Origin of the sequence: Aeromonas tecta (genome assembly GCF_000820185.1) — a bacterium.
GTDB classification, from domain to species: domain Bacteria; phylum Pseudomonadota; class Gammaproteobacteria; order Enterobacterales; family Aeromonadaceae; genus Aeromonas; species Aeromonas tecta.
Map to the genome: position 1 here is coordinate 90265 of NZ_CDCA01000028.1, position 14775 is coordinate 105039.

Below are 14775 nucleotides of genomic sequence, written 5' to 3' on the forward strand. Positions count from 1 at the left end.
CAAGTGGCCGGCATGGCGCGTTAAACGGGGATTGAGCGGGTGGAGGCAAGGGCACAAGCGCGCACCAAGGGGGGCTTCATCGCCGGGGTGGCATTTTTCATCCTGGTCATGTGGGGTCTCTACCAGACTGCGTTGGATGTTAAAGACTGGCTGACGGATGCCAGTCGGTTGCCCATGAGCGAGCTGTTGCTGCAGGGGCAACACGAATATTTGAAAGCAGATGAGCTGCGTGACGCCGTGCTGGATGGTGCCGAGCTGCGCAACTTCTTCGAGCTGGATGTGAACGAATTACAGGGGCGGTTGAACGCCCTGCCCTGGGTAGCCCAGGTGTCGGTCCGCAAGAAGTGGCCGAACAAGATCAAGGTCTACCTCACCGAACAGGCGGTGGCGGCACGCTGGAATGGCAACCGCTTCGTCAACACCAAGGGTGAGGTGTTCAGTGCTCCGGACAGGGTGACGAAACCCCTGATGCAGTTGTCCGGGCCCGATGATCAGGCCGCCAAGGTGCTGGAAGCGAGTCATCAATATGAGGCGCAGCTGGCTGCCAAGGGATACAAGTTGTTGGGGGTGAATCTGACCCCCCGCCATGCCTGGGAACTGACCCTGGATGGCAACATTCAGCTGTTTGTGGGGCGCTCGGACATCGCGCTTCGCCTGCAGCGGTTTATCGATGCCTTCCCGGTCATCGAACCCCGTGAGCAAGTTGCTTATGTGGATCTTCGATACGACACCGGAATGGCGGTTGGCTGGAAGAAGAACGAAGAGAAAGTGAATGACCAACACCGCAGATAGGAATTTGATTGTCGGACTGGATATCGGCACGACCAAAGTGGCGGTACTGGTTGGAGAAGTATTGCCGGATGGCGAGCTCAATGTCATCGGTATGGGCAGCCACGCGTCGCGCGGGATGGAGAAGGGCGGGGTCAATGATCTCGACTCCGTGGTCAAGTCCCTGCGCCGTGCGGTGGAAGAGGCCGAGATGATGGCCGACTGCCAGATAAGCTCGGTCTATCTGGGCTTGTCCGGCAAGCACATCGATTGTCGCAACGAGACCGGCATGGTGCCCATCTCCGATGAAGAGGTGACTCAGGAAGACGTGGACAACGTCATCCACACCGCCAAGTCGGTGCGTCTGTCCGATGAGCTGCGGGTGCTGCACGTGCTGCCCCAGGAGTTTGCCATTGACTATCAGGAAGGGATCAAGAATCCGGTCGGCCTGTCCGGCGTGCGGATGGCCGCCAAGGTTCACCTGATCACCTGCCACAACGACATGGCTCGCAACATCGAGAAATGCGTTGAGAAGGTCGGTCTGCGGGTGGATCAGCTGATCTTCTCGGCGCTGGCCTCCAGCTATGCGGTGTTGACCGAAGACGAGAAGGAGCTCGGTGTCTGCGTGGTCGACATCGGTGGTGGCACCATGGACATGTCGTTGTTTACCGGCGGCGCCCTGCGTCACACCAAGGTGATCCCGTACGCCGGTAGCACGGTGACCAGCGACATCGCCTACGCCTTCGGCACACCGCCGCTGGACGCAGAAGCGATCAAGGTGCGTTACGGTTGCGCCCTCGGCCGACTGGTCAGCAAGGAAGACAATATTGAAGTCCCCAGTGTCGGCGGCCGTCCGGCGCGTAGCCTGCAGCGGCAGACACTGGCTGAAGTGATTGAACCCCGTTACACCGAGTTGCTCTCCATGGTGAATGATGAGCTGGTGCGGGTGCAGAGCGAGTTGAAGGCACAGGGGGTCAAGCATCAGCTGGCGGCCGGGGTAGTACTGACCGGTGGCGCGGCCCAGATCGAAGGCATTGTGGAGTGCGCAGAGCAGATCTTCCAGAGCCAGGTCCGGGTGGGCGAACCCATGAACATACGTGGATTGAGCGATTACGTGCAGGCACCGGTGTACTCGACTGCGGTCGGGTTGCTGCAGTACGGCCGAACCCATCAATCCACTGGTACGAGCAAAGAATATGCTGCCAAGGCAAGCGTAGGTGGCCTGGTCAAACGGGTCAGCAATTGGCTGCGTGGCGAGTTCTAAAGATTTTGCTGAGTCAGGCAAATAAAGCGGAGAGACAACATGTTTGAATTTATGGATAGCCACACTGACGAAGCCGTCATCAAGGTGATAGGTGTGGGTGGCGGCGGCGGCAACGCAGTCGAGCACATGGTTCGTCAAAACATCGAGGGTGTTGAGTTCATCACCATCAACACCGACGCCCAGGCACTGCGTAATTCCAGTGCCAACACCACCTTGCAGATCGGCAGCGGTATCACCAAGGGATTGGGTGCCGGAGCCAGTCCGGATGTGGGTCGTGATGCCGCTCTGGAAGACCGGGAAGCACTGCGCGAGCTGCTGACCGGGTCAGACATGGTGTTCATCGCCGCCGGCATGGGCGGTGGTACCGGTACCGGCGCTGCGCCTATCGTGGCCGAAGTGGCCCGTGAGATGGGTATCCTGACCGTTGCCGTCGTGACCAAGCCGTTCTCCTTCGAAGGGAAGAAGCGGATGGGCTTCGCGGCGCACGGTATCGAGGAGCTGTCCAAGAACGTCGACTCCCTGATCACCATCCCCAACGACAAGTTGCTGAAGGTGCTGGGTCGTGGCATCTCCCTGCTGGACGCCTTCAAGGCAGCCAACGATGTGCTGCTGGGCGCGGTACAGGGCATCGCCGAGCTGATCACCCGTCCGGGCTTGATCAACGTCGACTTCGCGGATGTGCGCACCGTGATGCGCGAGATGGGTACCGCCATGATGGGGACAGGTTCTGCCTCCGGTGATGACCGTGCCGAAGAAGCCGCCGAGAAAGCCATCTCCAGCCCGCTGCTGGAAGACGTGGATTTGGCCGGTGCCCGTGGCATCCTGGTCAACATCACCGCCGGCATGGACATGACCATCGAAGAGTTCGAGACCGTGGGTAACGCGGTCAAGGCCTTCGCCTCCGAGAACGCCACCGTGGTGGTGGGTACCGTAATCGATCCGGAAATGCACGACGAGCTGCGTGTCACCGTGGTGGCGACCGGTATCGGTGCCGAGCGCAAGCCCGACATCACGCTCGTAAAGAATAATATGGTTCAGGAACGTCCGGCCCGTCAGCCCCTGATCAGCGAAGCACTGCAGTCTCGCGTGATGGAAGAGGCCCCGGCCAAGGTGGTGAACGCCGAGCCACAAGCTCGTCGCGAACCGGATTATCTCGATATTCCTGCGTTCCTGCGCAAGCAAGCTGACTAAGCCTCTGATGGCTCTGGTTTGTTTGTTGCTTAAGGATTGTGCTAAGATGACCCGGCAACGACCATCTGGTCCGGAATTTGAGCTGTTAGGCGGATATGCCCATGATTAGACAAAGAACCTTGAAAACGAGTGTTCAGGCCACTGGTGTAGGCCTGCATTCGGGCCGGAAAGTCACAATGACGTTCCGTCCGGCGCCTGTTAACACAGGGATCGTTTACTTGCGTACCGATCTGAATCCTGTGGTCGCGCTGCCAGCCAACGCCGATCAGGTGCGTGATACCGTCCTTTGTACCGCTCTGGTAAACGAAGACGGTGTCCGTGTGTCGACCATCGAACACCTTTCTGCCGCTCTGGCCGGGATGGGGATCGACAACCTCTATGTAGAAGTTGACGCGCCCGAGATCCCGGTGATGGATGGCAGTGCGCACCCGTTCATCTACCTGCTGCAAGAAGTGGGTATTCGTGAACAGAGTGCACCCAAGCAGTTCGTGCGGATCAAGCAGAGCGTGCGGGTTGAAGACGGCGACAAGTGGGCGGAATTCCACCCCTATCGCAACGGCTTCAAGATGGATCTCGAGATCGATTTTCAGCATCCGGTGTTTGAAGGCCGCAACCAGCGTTGCGTGCTGGACTTCTCCGGCAGCTCTTTCGTGAAAGAGATCAGTCGTGCCCGTACCTTTGGCTTCATGCGTGACATCGAGTACCTGCGTTCCCAGAATCTGGCATTGGGCGGAAGCCTGGAAAATGCCGTGGTACTGGATGACTACCGGGTACTGAATGAAGATGGCTTGCGTTATGAAGACGAGTTCGTCAAGCACAAGATGCTGGATGCGATCGGTGACCTCTATATGTGTAACCGCAGCATCATCGGCGAATTCCGTGCTTACAAGACGGGTCATGCCTTGAACAACAAACTGCTGCGTGCCTTGCTGGCCAAGCAGGAGGCCTGGGAACTGGTGACCTTCGAAGGTGAAGGCGAGAAATCGCCGATTGCCTACTACGATAACGGTCTGGTTCTGGCCTGATAGCTGTGCAACAGGACGTCGGTCATCTCTCCGCACCGACGTCCTGTCATTTGTTTATTCCATTCCTTAATACCGATTATCTCCCGGTTTCATTACCCGTGCAGGCTCCTGGCCTCACCTGACCGAGCAGACATATTTCTATGAGCATTACCCTGATCCTCAACGGTAAGCAGCGCCGCAAGTTGCACTTACCCAAACAACGTCTGGCCTGGGTCGGCGGTATCCTCTTCTCCCTGTTGGCACTGGGTGGTGGTTGGCTCTGGCAGAGCTGGCACCAGAAAATGGAGGCGCTGGAAGTCGCGCTGGCCATGGCCGAACAACAAAAATCGACGCAAGGGGCCGATGAAGCCCGTGAACAGCTTGCCATGCTGGCCGCTCAGGTGGGCACCATGCAGGGGCAACTGGGTCGTCTCAATGCACTCGGCGAGCGGCTGACCGAAAAGGCCGACCTCGATCCCGAGGAGTTCAATTTCAAGGAGCTGCCCCCGATGGGCGGTCCTTCCTACGATGCAGACCTGGAAGTCAGCCTCAACGAGCTGCAAGATTCCATGGCGCACCTCAACCGACAGCTCAGTAGCCGTGAAGAACAGCTGTCGGTACTTGAATCTTTCATCATGAATCACCATATCACCGATGCCGGTTTTATTTCCGGCTCGCCGGTCAAGCAGGAGCGTGTCTGGATCTCTTCCGGCTTCGGTGGTCGGGTCGATCCGTTCAACGGTCGCGCCAAGATGCACAAGGGTGTGGATTTCCGTGGCAAGCCTGGTACGCCCATCATGGCGACCGGCAAGGGGATCGTCAGCTGGGCGGGTCGTCACCCGGAATTTGGTAACATGGTCGAGATAGACCATGGCAATGGTCTGGTGACCCGCTATGCCCATAACTCCAAGCTGTTGGTGGATGTGGGAACTCTGGTCGATGAGGGCCAGAAAATTGCCCTGATGGGGCGAACCGGTCGTGCGACCGGGGTGCATTTGCATTATGAAGTGTTGAAAGATGGTCGTCAGGTCAACCCCGCACGCTTTCTGAACGCCAGACGGGGTTAGGTTTTTTTCTTCAGGTTCCAGTGACGGAACGCTCAAATATAACCAAAACAGTTGGTACCCATGATTAGCACACTGCTCACCAAGATTATCGGCAGCCGGAACGACAGAACGCTCAAGGCTTTGCGCAAAATTGTAAAACAGATCAATGCGATGGAGCCTCAGTTCGAGGCACTGTCCGATCAAGAGCTGCAGGCCAAGACCGCTGAGTATCGCCAGCGTCTGGAGCAGGGTGAGACGCTGGAGCAGTTGTTGCCGGAAGCGTTCGCCACCGTGCGTGAAGCGTCCCGTCGGGTGTTTGGCATGCGTCATTTCGACGTGCAGCTGATCGGCGGCATCGTGCTCAACTCCAACCGCATCGCCGAAATGAAAACCGGTGAAGGTAAGACGCTGACGGCCACCCTGCCGGCGTATCTGAATGCCCTGACCGGCCGCGGCGTGCACGTGGTGACGGTGAACGATTACTTGGCCAAGCGTGATGCCGAGGCGAACCGCCCGCTGTTCACCTTCCTCGGCATGACGGTGGACTGCAACGTGCCCGGCATGGATGCGTCCCAGAAGCGCGACGCTTATGCCGCCGACATCACCTACGGTACCAACAACGAATTCGGTTTTGACTACCTGCGCGACAACATGGCGTTCTCGCCGGAGCAGCGCGTGCAGCGTCCGCTCAACTACGCGCTGGTGGATGAGGTGGATTCCGTGCTGATCGATGAAGCCCGTACCCCGCTCATCATCTCCGGCCCGGCGGAAGACAGCTCCGCCATGTACATCCAGGTCAACAAGCTGATCCCGCTGCTGGTCAAGCAGGACAAGGAAGACTCCGAGGAGTACACCGGTGACGGCCACTACACGGTGGACGAGAAGAACCGTCAGGCCCTGCTGACCGAGAACGGCCAGATCTTCGTGGAAGAGCTGCTCAAGAAAGAGGGGCTGCTGGCGGAAGATGACTCCCTGTTCTCTGCCACCAACATCAGCCTGTTGCATCACGTCAACGCCGGCCTGCGCGCCCACACCCTGTTCGAGCGCAACGTCGACTACATCGTCCAGAAGGACGAGATCGTCATCGTCGATGAACACACCGGTCGTACCATGCCGGGTCGTCGCTGGTCCGATGGCCTGCACCAGGCCGTCGAGGCGAAGGAAGGGGTCAAGATCCAGAACGAGAACCAGACCCTGGCCTCCATCACCTTCCAGAACTACTTCCGCCTGTACGACAAGCTGGCGGGGATGACGGGTACTGCCGACACCGAAGCCTTCGAATTCCAGCAGATCTATGGTCTGGATACCGTGGTCATTCCGACCAACAAGCCGATGGTGCGCAAGGACATGGGCGATCTGGTCTATCTAACGGCACAAGAGAAGTATGCCGCTATCGTCGAAGACATTCGCGGTTGCGTCTCCCGTGGCCAGCCGGTGCTGGTGGGTACCGTCTCCATCGAGAACTCCGAGCTGCTGTCCGGCATCCTCACCAAGGAGAACATCCCGCACAAGGTGCTGAACGCCAAGTTCCACGCAATGGAGGCGGAGATCGTTGCCCAGGCCGGTCAACTCGGCGCCGTGACCATCGCCACCAACATGGCCGGTCGGGGTACCGACATCGTGCTGGGGGGTAACTGGCAGGCCGAGATCGCCGCGCTGGAAAACCCGACCGACGAACAAATCCGTGAGATCAAAGCCGCCTGGCAGGTACGCCACGATGAGGTACTGGCCGCCGGCGGTCTGCACATCATAGGTACCGAGCGTCACGAATCCCGTCGTATCGACAACCAGTTGCGCGGCCGTTCCGGTCGTCAGGGTGACCCAGGTTCCTCGCGTTTTTATCTCTCCATGGAAGATACCCTGATGCGGATCTTCGCCTCCGATCGCGTGACCAACATGATGAAAAAGTTGGGTATGGAAGAGGGCGAGGCCATCGAGCATCCCTGGGTGACCAAGGCCATCGAGAATGCCCAGCGCAAGGTGGAAGGCCGCAACTTCGACATCCGTAAAAACCTGCTGGAATTCGATGACGTAGCGAATGATCAGCGTAAAGTGGTCTATGAGCAGCGTAACGAGCTGCTGGATACCAACGACATCTCCGATACCATCCATGTCATCCGTGACGACGTCTATGGTGCGGTGATCGACGAGTACATTCCGCCCCAGTCTCTGGAAGAGATGTGGGATGTGCCGGGTCTGGAAGCGCGCCTGAAGGCCGACTTCTCGCTCGACTTGCCGTTGCAGCAGTGGCTAGCGGAAGACGACAAGCTGTATGAAGAGAAGCTGCGCGAGCGCATCCTGGAAGAAGCCACCCGACTCTATGCCCACAAGCAGGAGCTGGTCGGCGTCGATGTGCTGCGCAACTTCGAGAAGGCAGTGATGCTGCAAACCCTGGATGGCCTGTGGAAGGAGCATCTGGCGGCCATGGATCACCTGCGTCAGGGCATTCATCTGCGCGGCTACGCCCAGAAGAACCCCAAGCAGGAGTACAAGCGCGAGTCCTTCGATCTGTTCACCCAGATGCTGGAAACCCTCAAGCGCGACGTGGTCAGCATACTGAGCCGGGTACAAGTACAGGAGCGCGACGTGGAAGCGATGGAGGAGCACCAGCGCCAGCAGGCGGAAGCGGCGCCTCGCACCTACACCCATGCCGCCGCCGAGAACCAGCTGGCGGACGAAGAGGGCGAGGCGGAAGCTGCGCCGGTGACCTTCGTGCGTGACGAGCAGAAGGTGGGCCGCAACGACCCTTGCCCCTGCGGCTCCGGCAAGAAATACAAGCATTGCCACGGTCAGTTGACCTGATCCGTTGTCATGATTGATGCACCGCCTCCGGGCGGTGCATTCATTTCAGGGCCACCCGGCTGGGTGGCACAGGAAGCGCGCTGGCTAGAGTGAGGACAGAGATGGAACCGAAGAAACGGATCTGGGTGGCGGTCGGCGTCATCGAGAATGAGAAGGGCGAGATCTTCCTCGCCAAACGCTCCTCAGACCGCCATCAGGGCGATCGCTGGGAGTTTCCGGGGGGCAAGGTGGAGTCAGGAGAAGACTTGCTCACCGCGCTGGACAGGGAGCTGTGGGAGGAGATCGGGATCCGGGTACAGGATTGTGCGCCCTTCATGGAGCTGCACCACGATTATCCCGACAAGCAGGTGTTGCTGGATATTTGGAAGGTGACCCGCTTCAGCGGTGAGCCCTTTGGCAAAGAGGGGCAGGAGTGCCGTTGGGTGCCGCTGACCGCCTTGCACGAGTATCAGTTCCCGGATGCCAATGGCCCGATAGTAGCGCGCCTGCAAGAGGCATTGGAAAAGTCACAAGGCTAAGCCGCCACCTCTGGCGACATGACGCCGAGATCGACGAAGATCAAAAAAGGGCCGCAAGGGCCCTTTTTCATCTCTGGCTTATTGCCACTGTTCCCCTTCCTCGGGGTAGGGCAACAGCTCCGGGTTGATCTCGCCGGGAATACGCTTCTCTTCATCGGCCCATTCACCGAGATCGATCAGCTGGCAGCGTTTGCTGCAGAAGGGGCGAAACGGATGTTCCGGGGTCCATTCAACCTCGGTTTGGCAGGTCGGGCACTTTACCTTGGTAACCATTTTTTCTCCTTAGCAGCAGGCGAGCTGGAAGGGAACGTCGCCGATCTGCTGCTCTGTCGTTGACAGGAAGCGCAGGGCGAACCGGTTCTTGTGACCGCTCAGGGTCGGATAGCAGGATTGGCTGCCGGGGATGCGGATGCGGATAAGCTCGGCCCCCTCGGCGGTATCCTGGAAGAAGCCATTGCTGGCGACCTGATCGCTGAAGTTGCCGGACTCGCGCCACAGGCGCAGCAGCAGGGTGATGGTGTTCATCAGCAGGGTGATGTCGCTGAGCCACAGTTGCATCTGCTGGTGGCGGGTGACCGCCGTGGTTGCCAGCCAGTGATGGAGCTGGGGCACGTCGAAGGCGCACAGGCCGCCCGGAATGGAGAAACGCTGGCGGATGGAGCCGAGCAGGCGATCCTCTTTCAGGCGCGCGCCGGGGCGAGGCGAGCTGAGCAGACTGCGGGAGAGCTGGGTGCTTTCCTGCTGCATCCGCTGGATCTGTTCGAGGTCGACCTCCGGCAGGCTGGCCCAATGGCTCAGACGCTGGCCGAGTCGCTCCAGATCCTTGATCAGATCGGCACGCAGATCGCCGCGTTCCAGCAGCTCCTGCAGATCGAACAACCCCTTGAAGAAGGCGATGTGTGCCCAAGGCTGGTCACTCTCCAGATTGTCGCGGATCTGGGCAAACAGGGACTCCAGACGAAGATAGGTCCGGCTTTTTTCATTGAGGGGAAAATCGTAAATCATGCCTAATCCTGGCCAGCCATAAACCGGCCTAGTGTACTCACACTTGGCGGGCTTGTTGAGAGGCAAATGCCAGATATGTTTCGTGCAGCGCCAAAATCTGCGCCTGGATGGTCTCACTCGCACCACTCTGGTTGTCCAGTACGTCATCGGCGGCCGCGAGGCGCTCGGCCCGGCTGGCCTGGGCAGCCAGTATGGCCTCTGCCTGTGCCCGGCTCACCCCGTCCCGGCGACAGGTGCGCTCGATCTGGGTTGCCTCATCCACGTCAATGACCAGCACTCGGTCGGCCAGGCCGGTGAGCTTGTTTTCGACCAGCAAGGGGACGACCAGCAGGCAGTAGGGGGAACTGGCTGCGGCGCATTGGTGCAGCATTTCACTGCGAATGACTGGATGAAGCAGTGCATTCAACCACAATTTGTCTTCTGGGTGGTTGAAGATGCGTTCGCGCAGGGCGCGTCTGTCCAGCTCGCCCTGCGCATTGAGGATGTCGCTGCCAAAATGGCTGACGATGGCGGCCAGCGCCGGGGTGCCGGGTTCCACTACCTCGCGGGCGATTAGATCGGCATCGACCACCTCGATGCCGAGGGCTGCAAACTGGTTGGCGATGGTGGTCTTGCCGCTGCCGATCCCGCCGGTAATTGCTACCACATACATTGTCAGAGACTCCTTCAGAGAACGGCGTTCAGATACCAGCGGGTGATGCTATCGCCCCACAGCAGCGCTGCCCAGCCCGCAATGGCGAGATAGGGGCCAAAGGGGATGGGGTTGGCCTGATGGTGTTTACGCAGTGCGATGAGCCCGATGCCGATGATGGCCCCGACCAGGGAGGAGAGCAGCAACACTATGGGCAGCGCTTGCCAGCCCAGCCAGGCGCCGAGGGCGGCCAGCAACTTGAAGTCGCCATAGCCCATCCCTTCCTTGCCGGTGAGCAGCTTGAAGGCCCAATAGAGGAACCAGAGCACCAGATAGCCGGCCATGGCGCCGATGACTGCATCCCCCAGCGAGACGAAGCCCCCCAGCAGGTTGAACAGCAAGCCGCCCCACAACAGCGGCAGGGTGAGTTGATCCGGCAGCAGCATCTTGTCCAGATCGATGAAGGTCAGCGCGACCAGCACCCAGGTCAGCACCAGGGCCGCCAGGGTGCCCCAACCTGGCGGCAAGGTTGCCGCCACGGCAACCGACAGCAGGGCGGTCAGCAATTCGACCAGTGGATAGCGGGCCGAGATGGGGGCCTTGCACGCCCGGCAGCGTCCCTTGAGCCAGAGCCAGCTCAGCAGCGGGATGTTTTCGGTGGCCGTGATGGCGTGACCGCAGTGAGGGCAGGCGGAGCGCGGCACTATCAGGTTGTAGGGGGCAGTGGGGGCGGTTTCGCTATCGGTGTCGAAGTAGCTGCGGTATTCGGCGTGCCAATCTCGCTCCAGCATGATGGGCAGACGATGGATCACCACATTGAGGAAGCTGCCGATCATCAGAGTGAAGAGAAAAATCAGGGAGAGATAGAGCCAAGGCAGGCCGTGGGCCAGTTCGATCAGAAACGCCATAATCAACCGTTTGTGTTGGAAAAGAGAGTTGCCAATGACCACGCCCGAGTCGAGCGAGGTCGGCTGGGCGGGTCATCTGGTCGCTGGTCAGTGTATCACAGAGCCAAGCTTGAAGATGGGCAGGTACATGGCGACTACCATGCCGCCGACCAGCACCCCGAGCACCACCATGATGAGGGGCTCGAGCAGGCTGGTGAGGCCGTCGACCATGTCGTCCACCTCCTGTTCGAAGATGGTTGCCACCTTGGAGAGCATGTCATCGATGGCGCCGGACTCCTCACCTATCATCACCATCTGGATCACCATGTCGGGGAAGAGATCCACGGTGCGCATGGCGACGTTGATCTGCATGCCGGCCACCACCTCGTTACGAATGGCCATGATGGCGGTGCGATAGACGTAGTTGCCAGAAGCACCGGCAGACGAGACCAGGGCATCGACCAGCGGGATGCCGGCGGAGAAGGTGGTGGAAAGGGTGCGGGCGAAGCGGGCCATGGCCGCCTTGTGCAGGATGGCGCCGACGATGGGAATGGTTAAGACGAATTTGTCGGTGTTGTCGCGCACCTTCTGGGAGCTGCGCCAGGCCCGCACGTAGAGAAAGATGGCCAGGGCGATGCCGCCAAAGATTGCATACCACCAGTCCTGCATGAAGCGGGAGATGCCGATGACGAAACGGGTGAACGCCGGGAGCTCGGCGCCAAAGCTTTTGAAGATGTCCTCGAACTGGGGGATGACGAACAGCAACAGTATGGAGGTGACGACGATGGCCACCAGGATGACCATGGCCGGGTAGAACAGTGCCTTCTTGATCTTGGACTTGAGTGCCTCGCTCTTCTCGCGGTAGATGGCGATCCTGTCGTAGATGGTTTCCAGTGCGCCGGATTGCTCCCCTGCTTCCACCAGATCGCAATAGAGCGCATCAAAGTGGCGAGGGTGGCGGCGCAGCGCGTCTGACATGGGGGTACCGGTTTCGACGTCGGCGGCGATCTGGCCGATCAGCTCACGCACCGCCGCCTTCTCGTGGCCACGGGCGATGATCTGCAAGCTTTGCACCAGCGGCACGCCGGCGGAGAGCATGGTAGTGATCTGGCGGGAGATGACGGCGATGTCCATCGGCTTGATCTTGGCGCCGCCCTTGGAAAACATCCCCTGGCTCTGCTTGCTGACCTTGGTGACGTTGACACCCTGCTTGCGCAGCTCAATCTTGACGGTGTTGATGGTGTCGGCCTGCAATTCGCCGGAGACCTTTTGTCCCTTGCGATTGACCCCGTGCCAGCGGAATGAGAAGACCTTTTTGGGGACGTTTTGTTTTTGTGCGATTGTAGCCATCACTGCATCCTGCAATTGGGCGACGGTGGCCGGATGATACAACTCCCTATCCGGCGTCCCTTGTGACCAGGGGGCGCAGTGGCCTCACCCGGGTGAATGAACTGTAAACCGTGAGTCTAGTTGGTGGTGATCCGGTTGATCTCGGCCAGGCTGGTGACACCCAGTCGTGCTTTTTCCAGGCCGGAGGTACGCAAATTTCGCATGCCTTCTTTCTGGGCAATGGCGGCTATCTGTAATGAATTAGCCCCCTGCATGATCAATTTCGCGATGTTTTCGGACATGATCATGATTTCATAAATACCGACTCGCCCTCTGTATCCCCCCGAGCACTCCTTGCAGCCGACTGGCTTGAACAGTCGCAATCCAGCAGCCAGTTGTTGTGAGCTGAAGCCCAGCTCCAGCAGCTCGGCATCGGGTACCAGCTCGGGGGCCTTGCAGTGATCGCACAGCTTGCGGGCGAGACGCTGAGCCATGATAAGGGTGACCGAAGAGGCGATGTTGAAGGCGGGGACACCCATGTTCATCATCCGGGTCAGGGTCTCGGCCGCCGAATTGGTGTGGAGGGTCGACAGCACCAGGTGGCCGGTTTGGGAGGCCTTGATGGCAATCTCGGCGGTTTCGAGATCGCGGATCTCGCCCACCATGACGACATCCGGATCCTGACGTAGGAAGGATCGCAGGGCGCCAGCGAAGGTGAGCCCTGCCTTGGGATTAATCTGCACCTGATTGACCCCTGGCAGGTTTATCTCAACCGGGTCTTCGGCGGTGGAGATATTGACCTCGTTGGTATTGAGAATGTTGAGGCCGGTATAGAGCGATACCGTTTTACCCGAACCGGTGGGGCCGGTGACCAGGATCATGCCTTGAGGTTTGGAGAGGGCGTTCAGGTATTGGGTCTTCTGCCTGTCGTCAAAACCGAGCTGATCGATGTTGAGCCGCGCCGCCGATGAATCGAGCAGCCGAATGACTATCTTTTCGCCCCACATGGTCGGCAGGGTGTTGACCCGCATGTCCATGGATCTGCTGCGTGAGAGCTTGAGTTTGATCCGACCATCCTGCGGCAGACGACGCTCGGCGATATCGAGCCGTGCCATCACCTTGAGACGGGCGGAGAAGCGGTTGGCCAGGTTGACCGGCGGGGTGGCTACCTCATGCAAAATGCCATCGATCCGAAAGCGGATCCGGTACTTGGTCTCGTAGGGTTCGAAATGCAGATCCGAGGCGCCCCGCTTGATGGCATCCATCATGATCTTGTTGATGTACTTGACGATGGGAGCATCGTCATCTGCGGTATTGACGCTCTCATCGAGCCGCGAGCCTTCATCGGAGACTTCAAGTTCCGAAATCTCGGACTCGTCGATGTCATCCATGCCGAGGGCGTCTTGCTCATTCTCCATCAGCTTGCCGATGGCGGTGGTCAGCTTGCTTTCTTCAACCAGTAAGGCTTCGGTGTGCAGACCGAAGCTGAAACCAAAATCTTCCAATGCCGATACATTAGTTGGATCCGACATGGCGATATAGAGGGTGTGGCCCTGGGTATAGATGGGCAGGACATGGTGTTTTTCAATCAACTTTTGATTGAGGTATTTCTGCGGGATCTCGGCCAAATCGAAGGCGGCAAGATCCAGCAGAGGTACCCCATATTCCAGCTCGCAGAAATCGGCCAGCGCCTTGCTGTCGAGGATGTCGTTTTCAATCAGGAAGGTAACAAAGGGCTTGCGCTGCGCCTTGGCCTGGCTCAGATAGCGTTGTGAGTCTGGCTCACTGAGGAGAGAGGAAGCGGCCAGGCTGGTAGCCAGGCCGCTGTTGGGGCTAGAGGTCATTGGCTAATAAATCAGCAAATGCCTGGGGTAATACAGGTTGATGCACTCGCAACAGCCCAATTAACTTTACCAGTGGTCACGGTGGGGGTCAGCACATAGGTCCATCCACCAACGGCTGCTGTTCCTGTCGCAGTGATTGCATTGGTAGTGTCATCAACAGCTACTGATGCAACATTACCATTCGCTGCACTGATAGCGGCTGGTACGCCATTGGTTCCCGCATCACAAGCGCTAAGAGCTCCGTTGCCAGCAGCCGTTGTTTGAGCACATATCTCTATAGCCGCTTTATATGGGGAGGTTGCCGATATGACTTCAGTAAATCGGGCCTTTTGGGTATAGGTCTGATAAGCCGGCAAGGCGATGGCGGCCAGAATGGCGACGATCGCAACCACGATCATCAATTCGATTAGCGTAAACCCTGACTGTTTCTTCATGTCAAATATCCTTTTGTCCATGGTTCCTGAAAAGTGCTGGTGGAAATCTATC

Annotated in this window: 14 protein-coding genes; 7 read left to right on the forward strand and 7 right to left on the reverse strand. The window is 58.8% G+C overall.

Features of this window, described 5'->3' with window-relative positions:
* Positions 1 to 39: 39 nt before the first annotated feature.
* The 7 genes from BN1137_RS12150 (at position 40) to mutT (ending at position 8593) form a co-directional block, all read left to right on the forward strand.
* Positions 40 to 792 (forward strand): cell division protein FtsQ/DivIB, encoded by a 753-nt coding sequence (locus BN1137_RS12150; RefSeq protein ID WP_050718864.1) that lies wholly within the window; start codon positions 40 to 42, stop codon positions 790 to 792.
* Positions 773 to 2032, forward strand: a complete 1260-nt coding sequence (ftsA, locus tag BN1137_RS12155; protein ID WP_042653219.1) for a cell division protein FtsA — start codon at positions 773 to 775, stop codon at positions 2030 to 2032. The genes BN1137_RS12150 and ftsA overlap by 20 nt, the downstream gene beginning before the upstream one ends.
* A 39-nt stretch (positions 2033 to 2071) precedes the next feature.
* Positions 2072 to 3223 (forward strand): cell division protein FtsZ, encoded by a 1152-nt coding sequence (gene ftsZ, locus BN1137_RS12160; protein WP_033132331.1) that lies wholly within the window; start codon positions 2072 to 2074, stop codon positions 3221 to 3223.
* A 101-nt stretch (positions 3224 to 3324) separates the two neighbouring features.
* Entirely contained in the window at positions 3325 to 4248 is a 924-nt protein-coding gene (gene lpxC / locus BN1137_RS12165) for a UDP-3-O-acyl-N-acetylglucosamine deacetylase (RefSeq protein ID WP_050718865.1), read from the forward strand.
* 140 nt (positions 4249 to 4388) lie between these two features.
* Positions 4389 to 5294, forward strand: a complete 906-nt coding sequence (locus tag BN1137_RS12170; RefSeq protein WP_050718866.1) for a M23 family metallopeptidase — start codon at positions 4389 to 4391, stop codon at positions 5292 to 5294.
* A gap of 60 nt (positions 5295 to 5354) precedes the next feature.
* A complete protein-coding gene (secA, locus tag BN1137_RS12175; RefSeq protein WP_050718867.1) occupies positions 5355 to 8075 on the forward strand; it encodes a preprotein translocase subunit SecA in 2721 nt (906 codons plus the stop codon).
* Positions 8076 to 8176: 101 nt separating this feature from the next.
* Positions 8177 to 8593 (forward strand): 8-oxo-dGTP diphosphatase MutT, encoded by a 417-nt coding sequence (mutT, locus tag BN1137_RS12180; RefSeq protein ID WP_050718868.1) that lies wholly within the window; start codon positions 8177 to 8179, stop codon positions 8591 to 8593.
* Between the two features lie 78 nt (positions 8594 to 8671).
* Here mutT and yacG read toward each other — a convergent pair whose 3' ends face one another.
* The 7 genes from yacG to tapA all read right to left on the reverse strand — a co-directional run bounded on the left by yacG (position 8672) and on the right by tapA (position 14723).
* Positions 8672 to 8866 (reverse strand): DNA gyrase inhibitor YacG, encoded by a 195-nt coding sequence (gene yacG, locus BN1137_RS12185; protein ID WP_050718869.1) that lies wholly within the window; start codon positions 8864 to 8866, stop codon positions 8672 to 8674.
* A 9-nt stretch (positions 8867 to 8875) separates the two neighbouring features.
* Positions 8876 to 9598 carry a cell division protein ZapD gene (zapD, locus tag BN1137_RS12190; protein ID WP_050718870.1) on the reverse strand — a complete coding sequence of 241 codons (723 nt, stop codon included), beginning with the start codon at positions 9596 to 9598 and terminating at the stop codon, positions 8876 to 8878.
* A 37-nt stretch (positions 9599 to 9635) separates the two neighbouring features.
* Complete coding sequence (coaE, locus tag BN1137_RS12195) at positions 9636 to 10250, reverse strand: dephospho-CoA kinase (protein ID WP_050718871.1); 615 nt, start codon at positions 10248 to 10250, stop codon at positions 9636 to 9638.
* 14 nt (positions 10251 to 10264) lie between these two features.
* Positions 10265 to 11137 (reverse strand): prepilin peptidase, encoded by an 873-nt coding sequence (locus BN1137_RS12200; RefSeq protein ID WP_050718872.1) that lies wholly within the window; start codon positions 11135 to 11137, stop codon positions 10265 to 10267.
* 87 nt (positions 11138 to 11224) lie between these two features.
* Positions 11225 to 12466 (reverse strand): type II secretion system F family protein, encoded by a 1242-nt coding sequence (locus BN1137_RS12205; RefSeq protein WP_050719113.1) that lies wholly within the window; start codon positions 12464 to 12466, stop codon positions 11225 to 11227.
* A 116-nt stretch (positions 12467 to 12582) separates the two neighbouring features.
* Positions 12583 to 14289: a PilB family type IVa pilus assembly ATPase TapB gene (gene tapB / locus BN1137_RS12210; RefSeq protein ID WP_050718873.1), complete on the reverse strand. Its 1707-nt coding sequence runs from the start codon at positions 14287 to 14289 to the stop codon at positions 12583 to 12585.
* An 11-nt stretch (positions 14290 to 14300) separates the two neighbouring features.
* Entirely contained in the window at positions 14301 to 14723 is a 423-nt protein-coding gene (gene tapA, locus BN1137_RS22010) for a type IVa pilus major pilin TapA (protein WP_083443455.1), read from the reverse strand.
* Positions 14724 to 14775 lie beyond the last annotated feature (52 nt).

Bases quoted from the DNA above. Each gene is read 5' to 3' on its own strand.
- ftsA (WP_042653219.1), top strand. From the start codon at position 773: ATGACCAACACCGCAGATAGGAATTTGATTGTCGGACTGGATATCGGC.
- ftsZ (WP_033132331.1), top strand. From the start codon at position 2,072: ATGTTTGAATTTATGGATAGCCACACTGACGAAGCCGTCATCAAGGTG.
- lpxC (WP_050718865.1), top strand. From the start codon at position 3,325: ATGATTAGACAAAGAACCTTGAAAACGAGTGTTCAGGCCACTGGTGTA.
- BN1137_RS12170 (WP_050718866.1), top strand. From the start codon at position 4,389: ATGAGCATTACCCTGATCCTCAACGGTAAGCAGCGCCGCAAGTTGCAC.
- secA (WP_050718867.1), top strand. From the start codon at position 5,355: ATGATTAGCACACTGCTCACCAAGATTATCGGCAGCCGGAACGACAGA.
- mutT (WP_050718868.1), top strand. From the start codon at position 8,177: ATGGAACCGAAGAAACGGATCTGGGTGGCGGTCGGCGTCATCGAGAAT.
- yacG (WP_050718869.1), bottom strand. From the start codon at position 8,866: ATGGTTACCAAGGTAAAGTGCCCGACCTGCCAAACCGAGGTTGAATGG.
- zapD (WP_050718870.1), bottom strand. From the start codon at position 9,598: ATGATTTACGATTTTCCCCTCAATGAAAAAAGCCGGACCTATCTTCGT.
- coaE (WP_050718871.1), bottom strand. From the start codon at position 10,250: ATGTATGTGGTAGCAATTACCGGCGGGATCGGCAGCGGCAAGACCACC.
- BN1137_RS12200 (WP_050718872.1), bottom strand. From the start codon at position 11,137: ATGGCGTTTCTGATCGAACTGGCCCACGGCCTGCCTTGGCTCTATCTC.
- BN1137_RS12205 (WP_050719113.1), bottom strand. From the start codon at position 12,466: ATGGCTACAATCGCACAAAAACAAAACGTCCCCAAAAAGGTCTTCTCA.
- tapB (WP_050718873.1), bottom strand. From the start codon at position 14,289: ATGACCTCTAGCCCCAACAGCGGCCTGGCTACCAGCCTGGCCGCTTCC.
- tapA (WP_083443455.1), bottom strand. From the start codon at position 14,723: ATGAAGAAACAGTCAGGGTTTACGCTAATCGAATTGATGATCGTGGTT.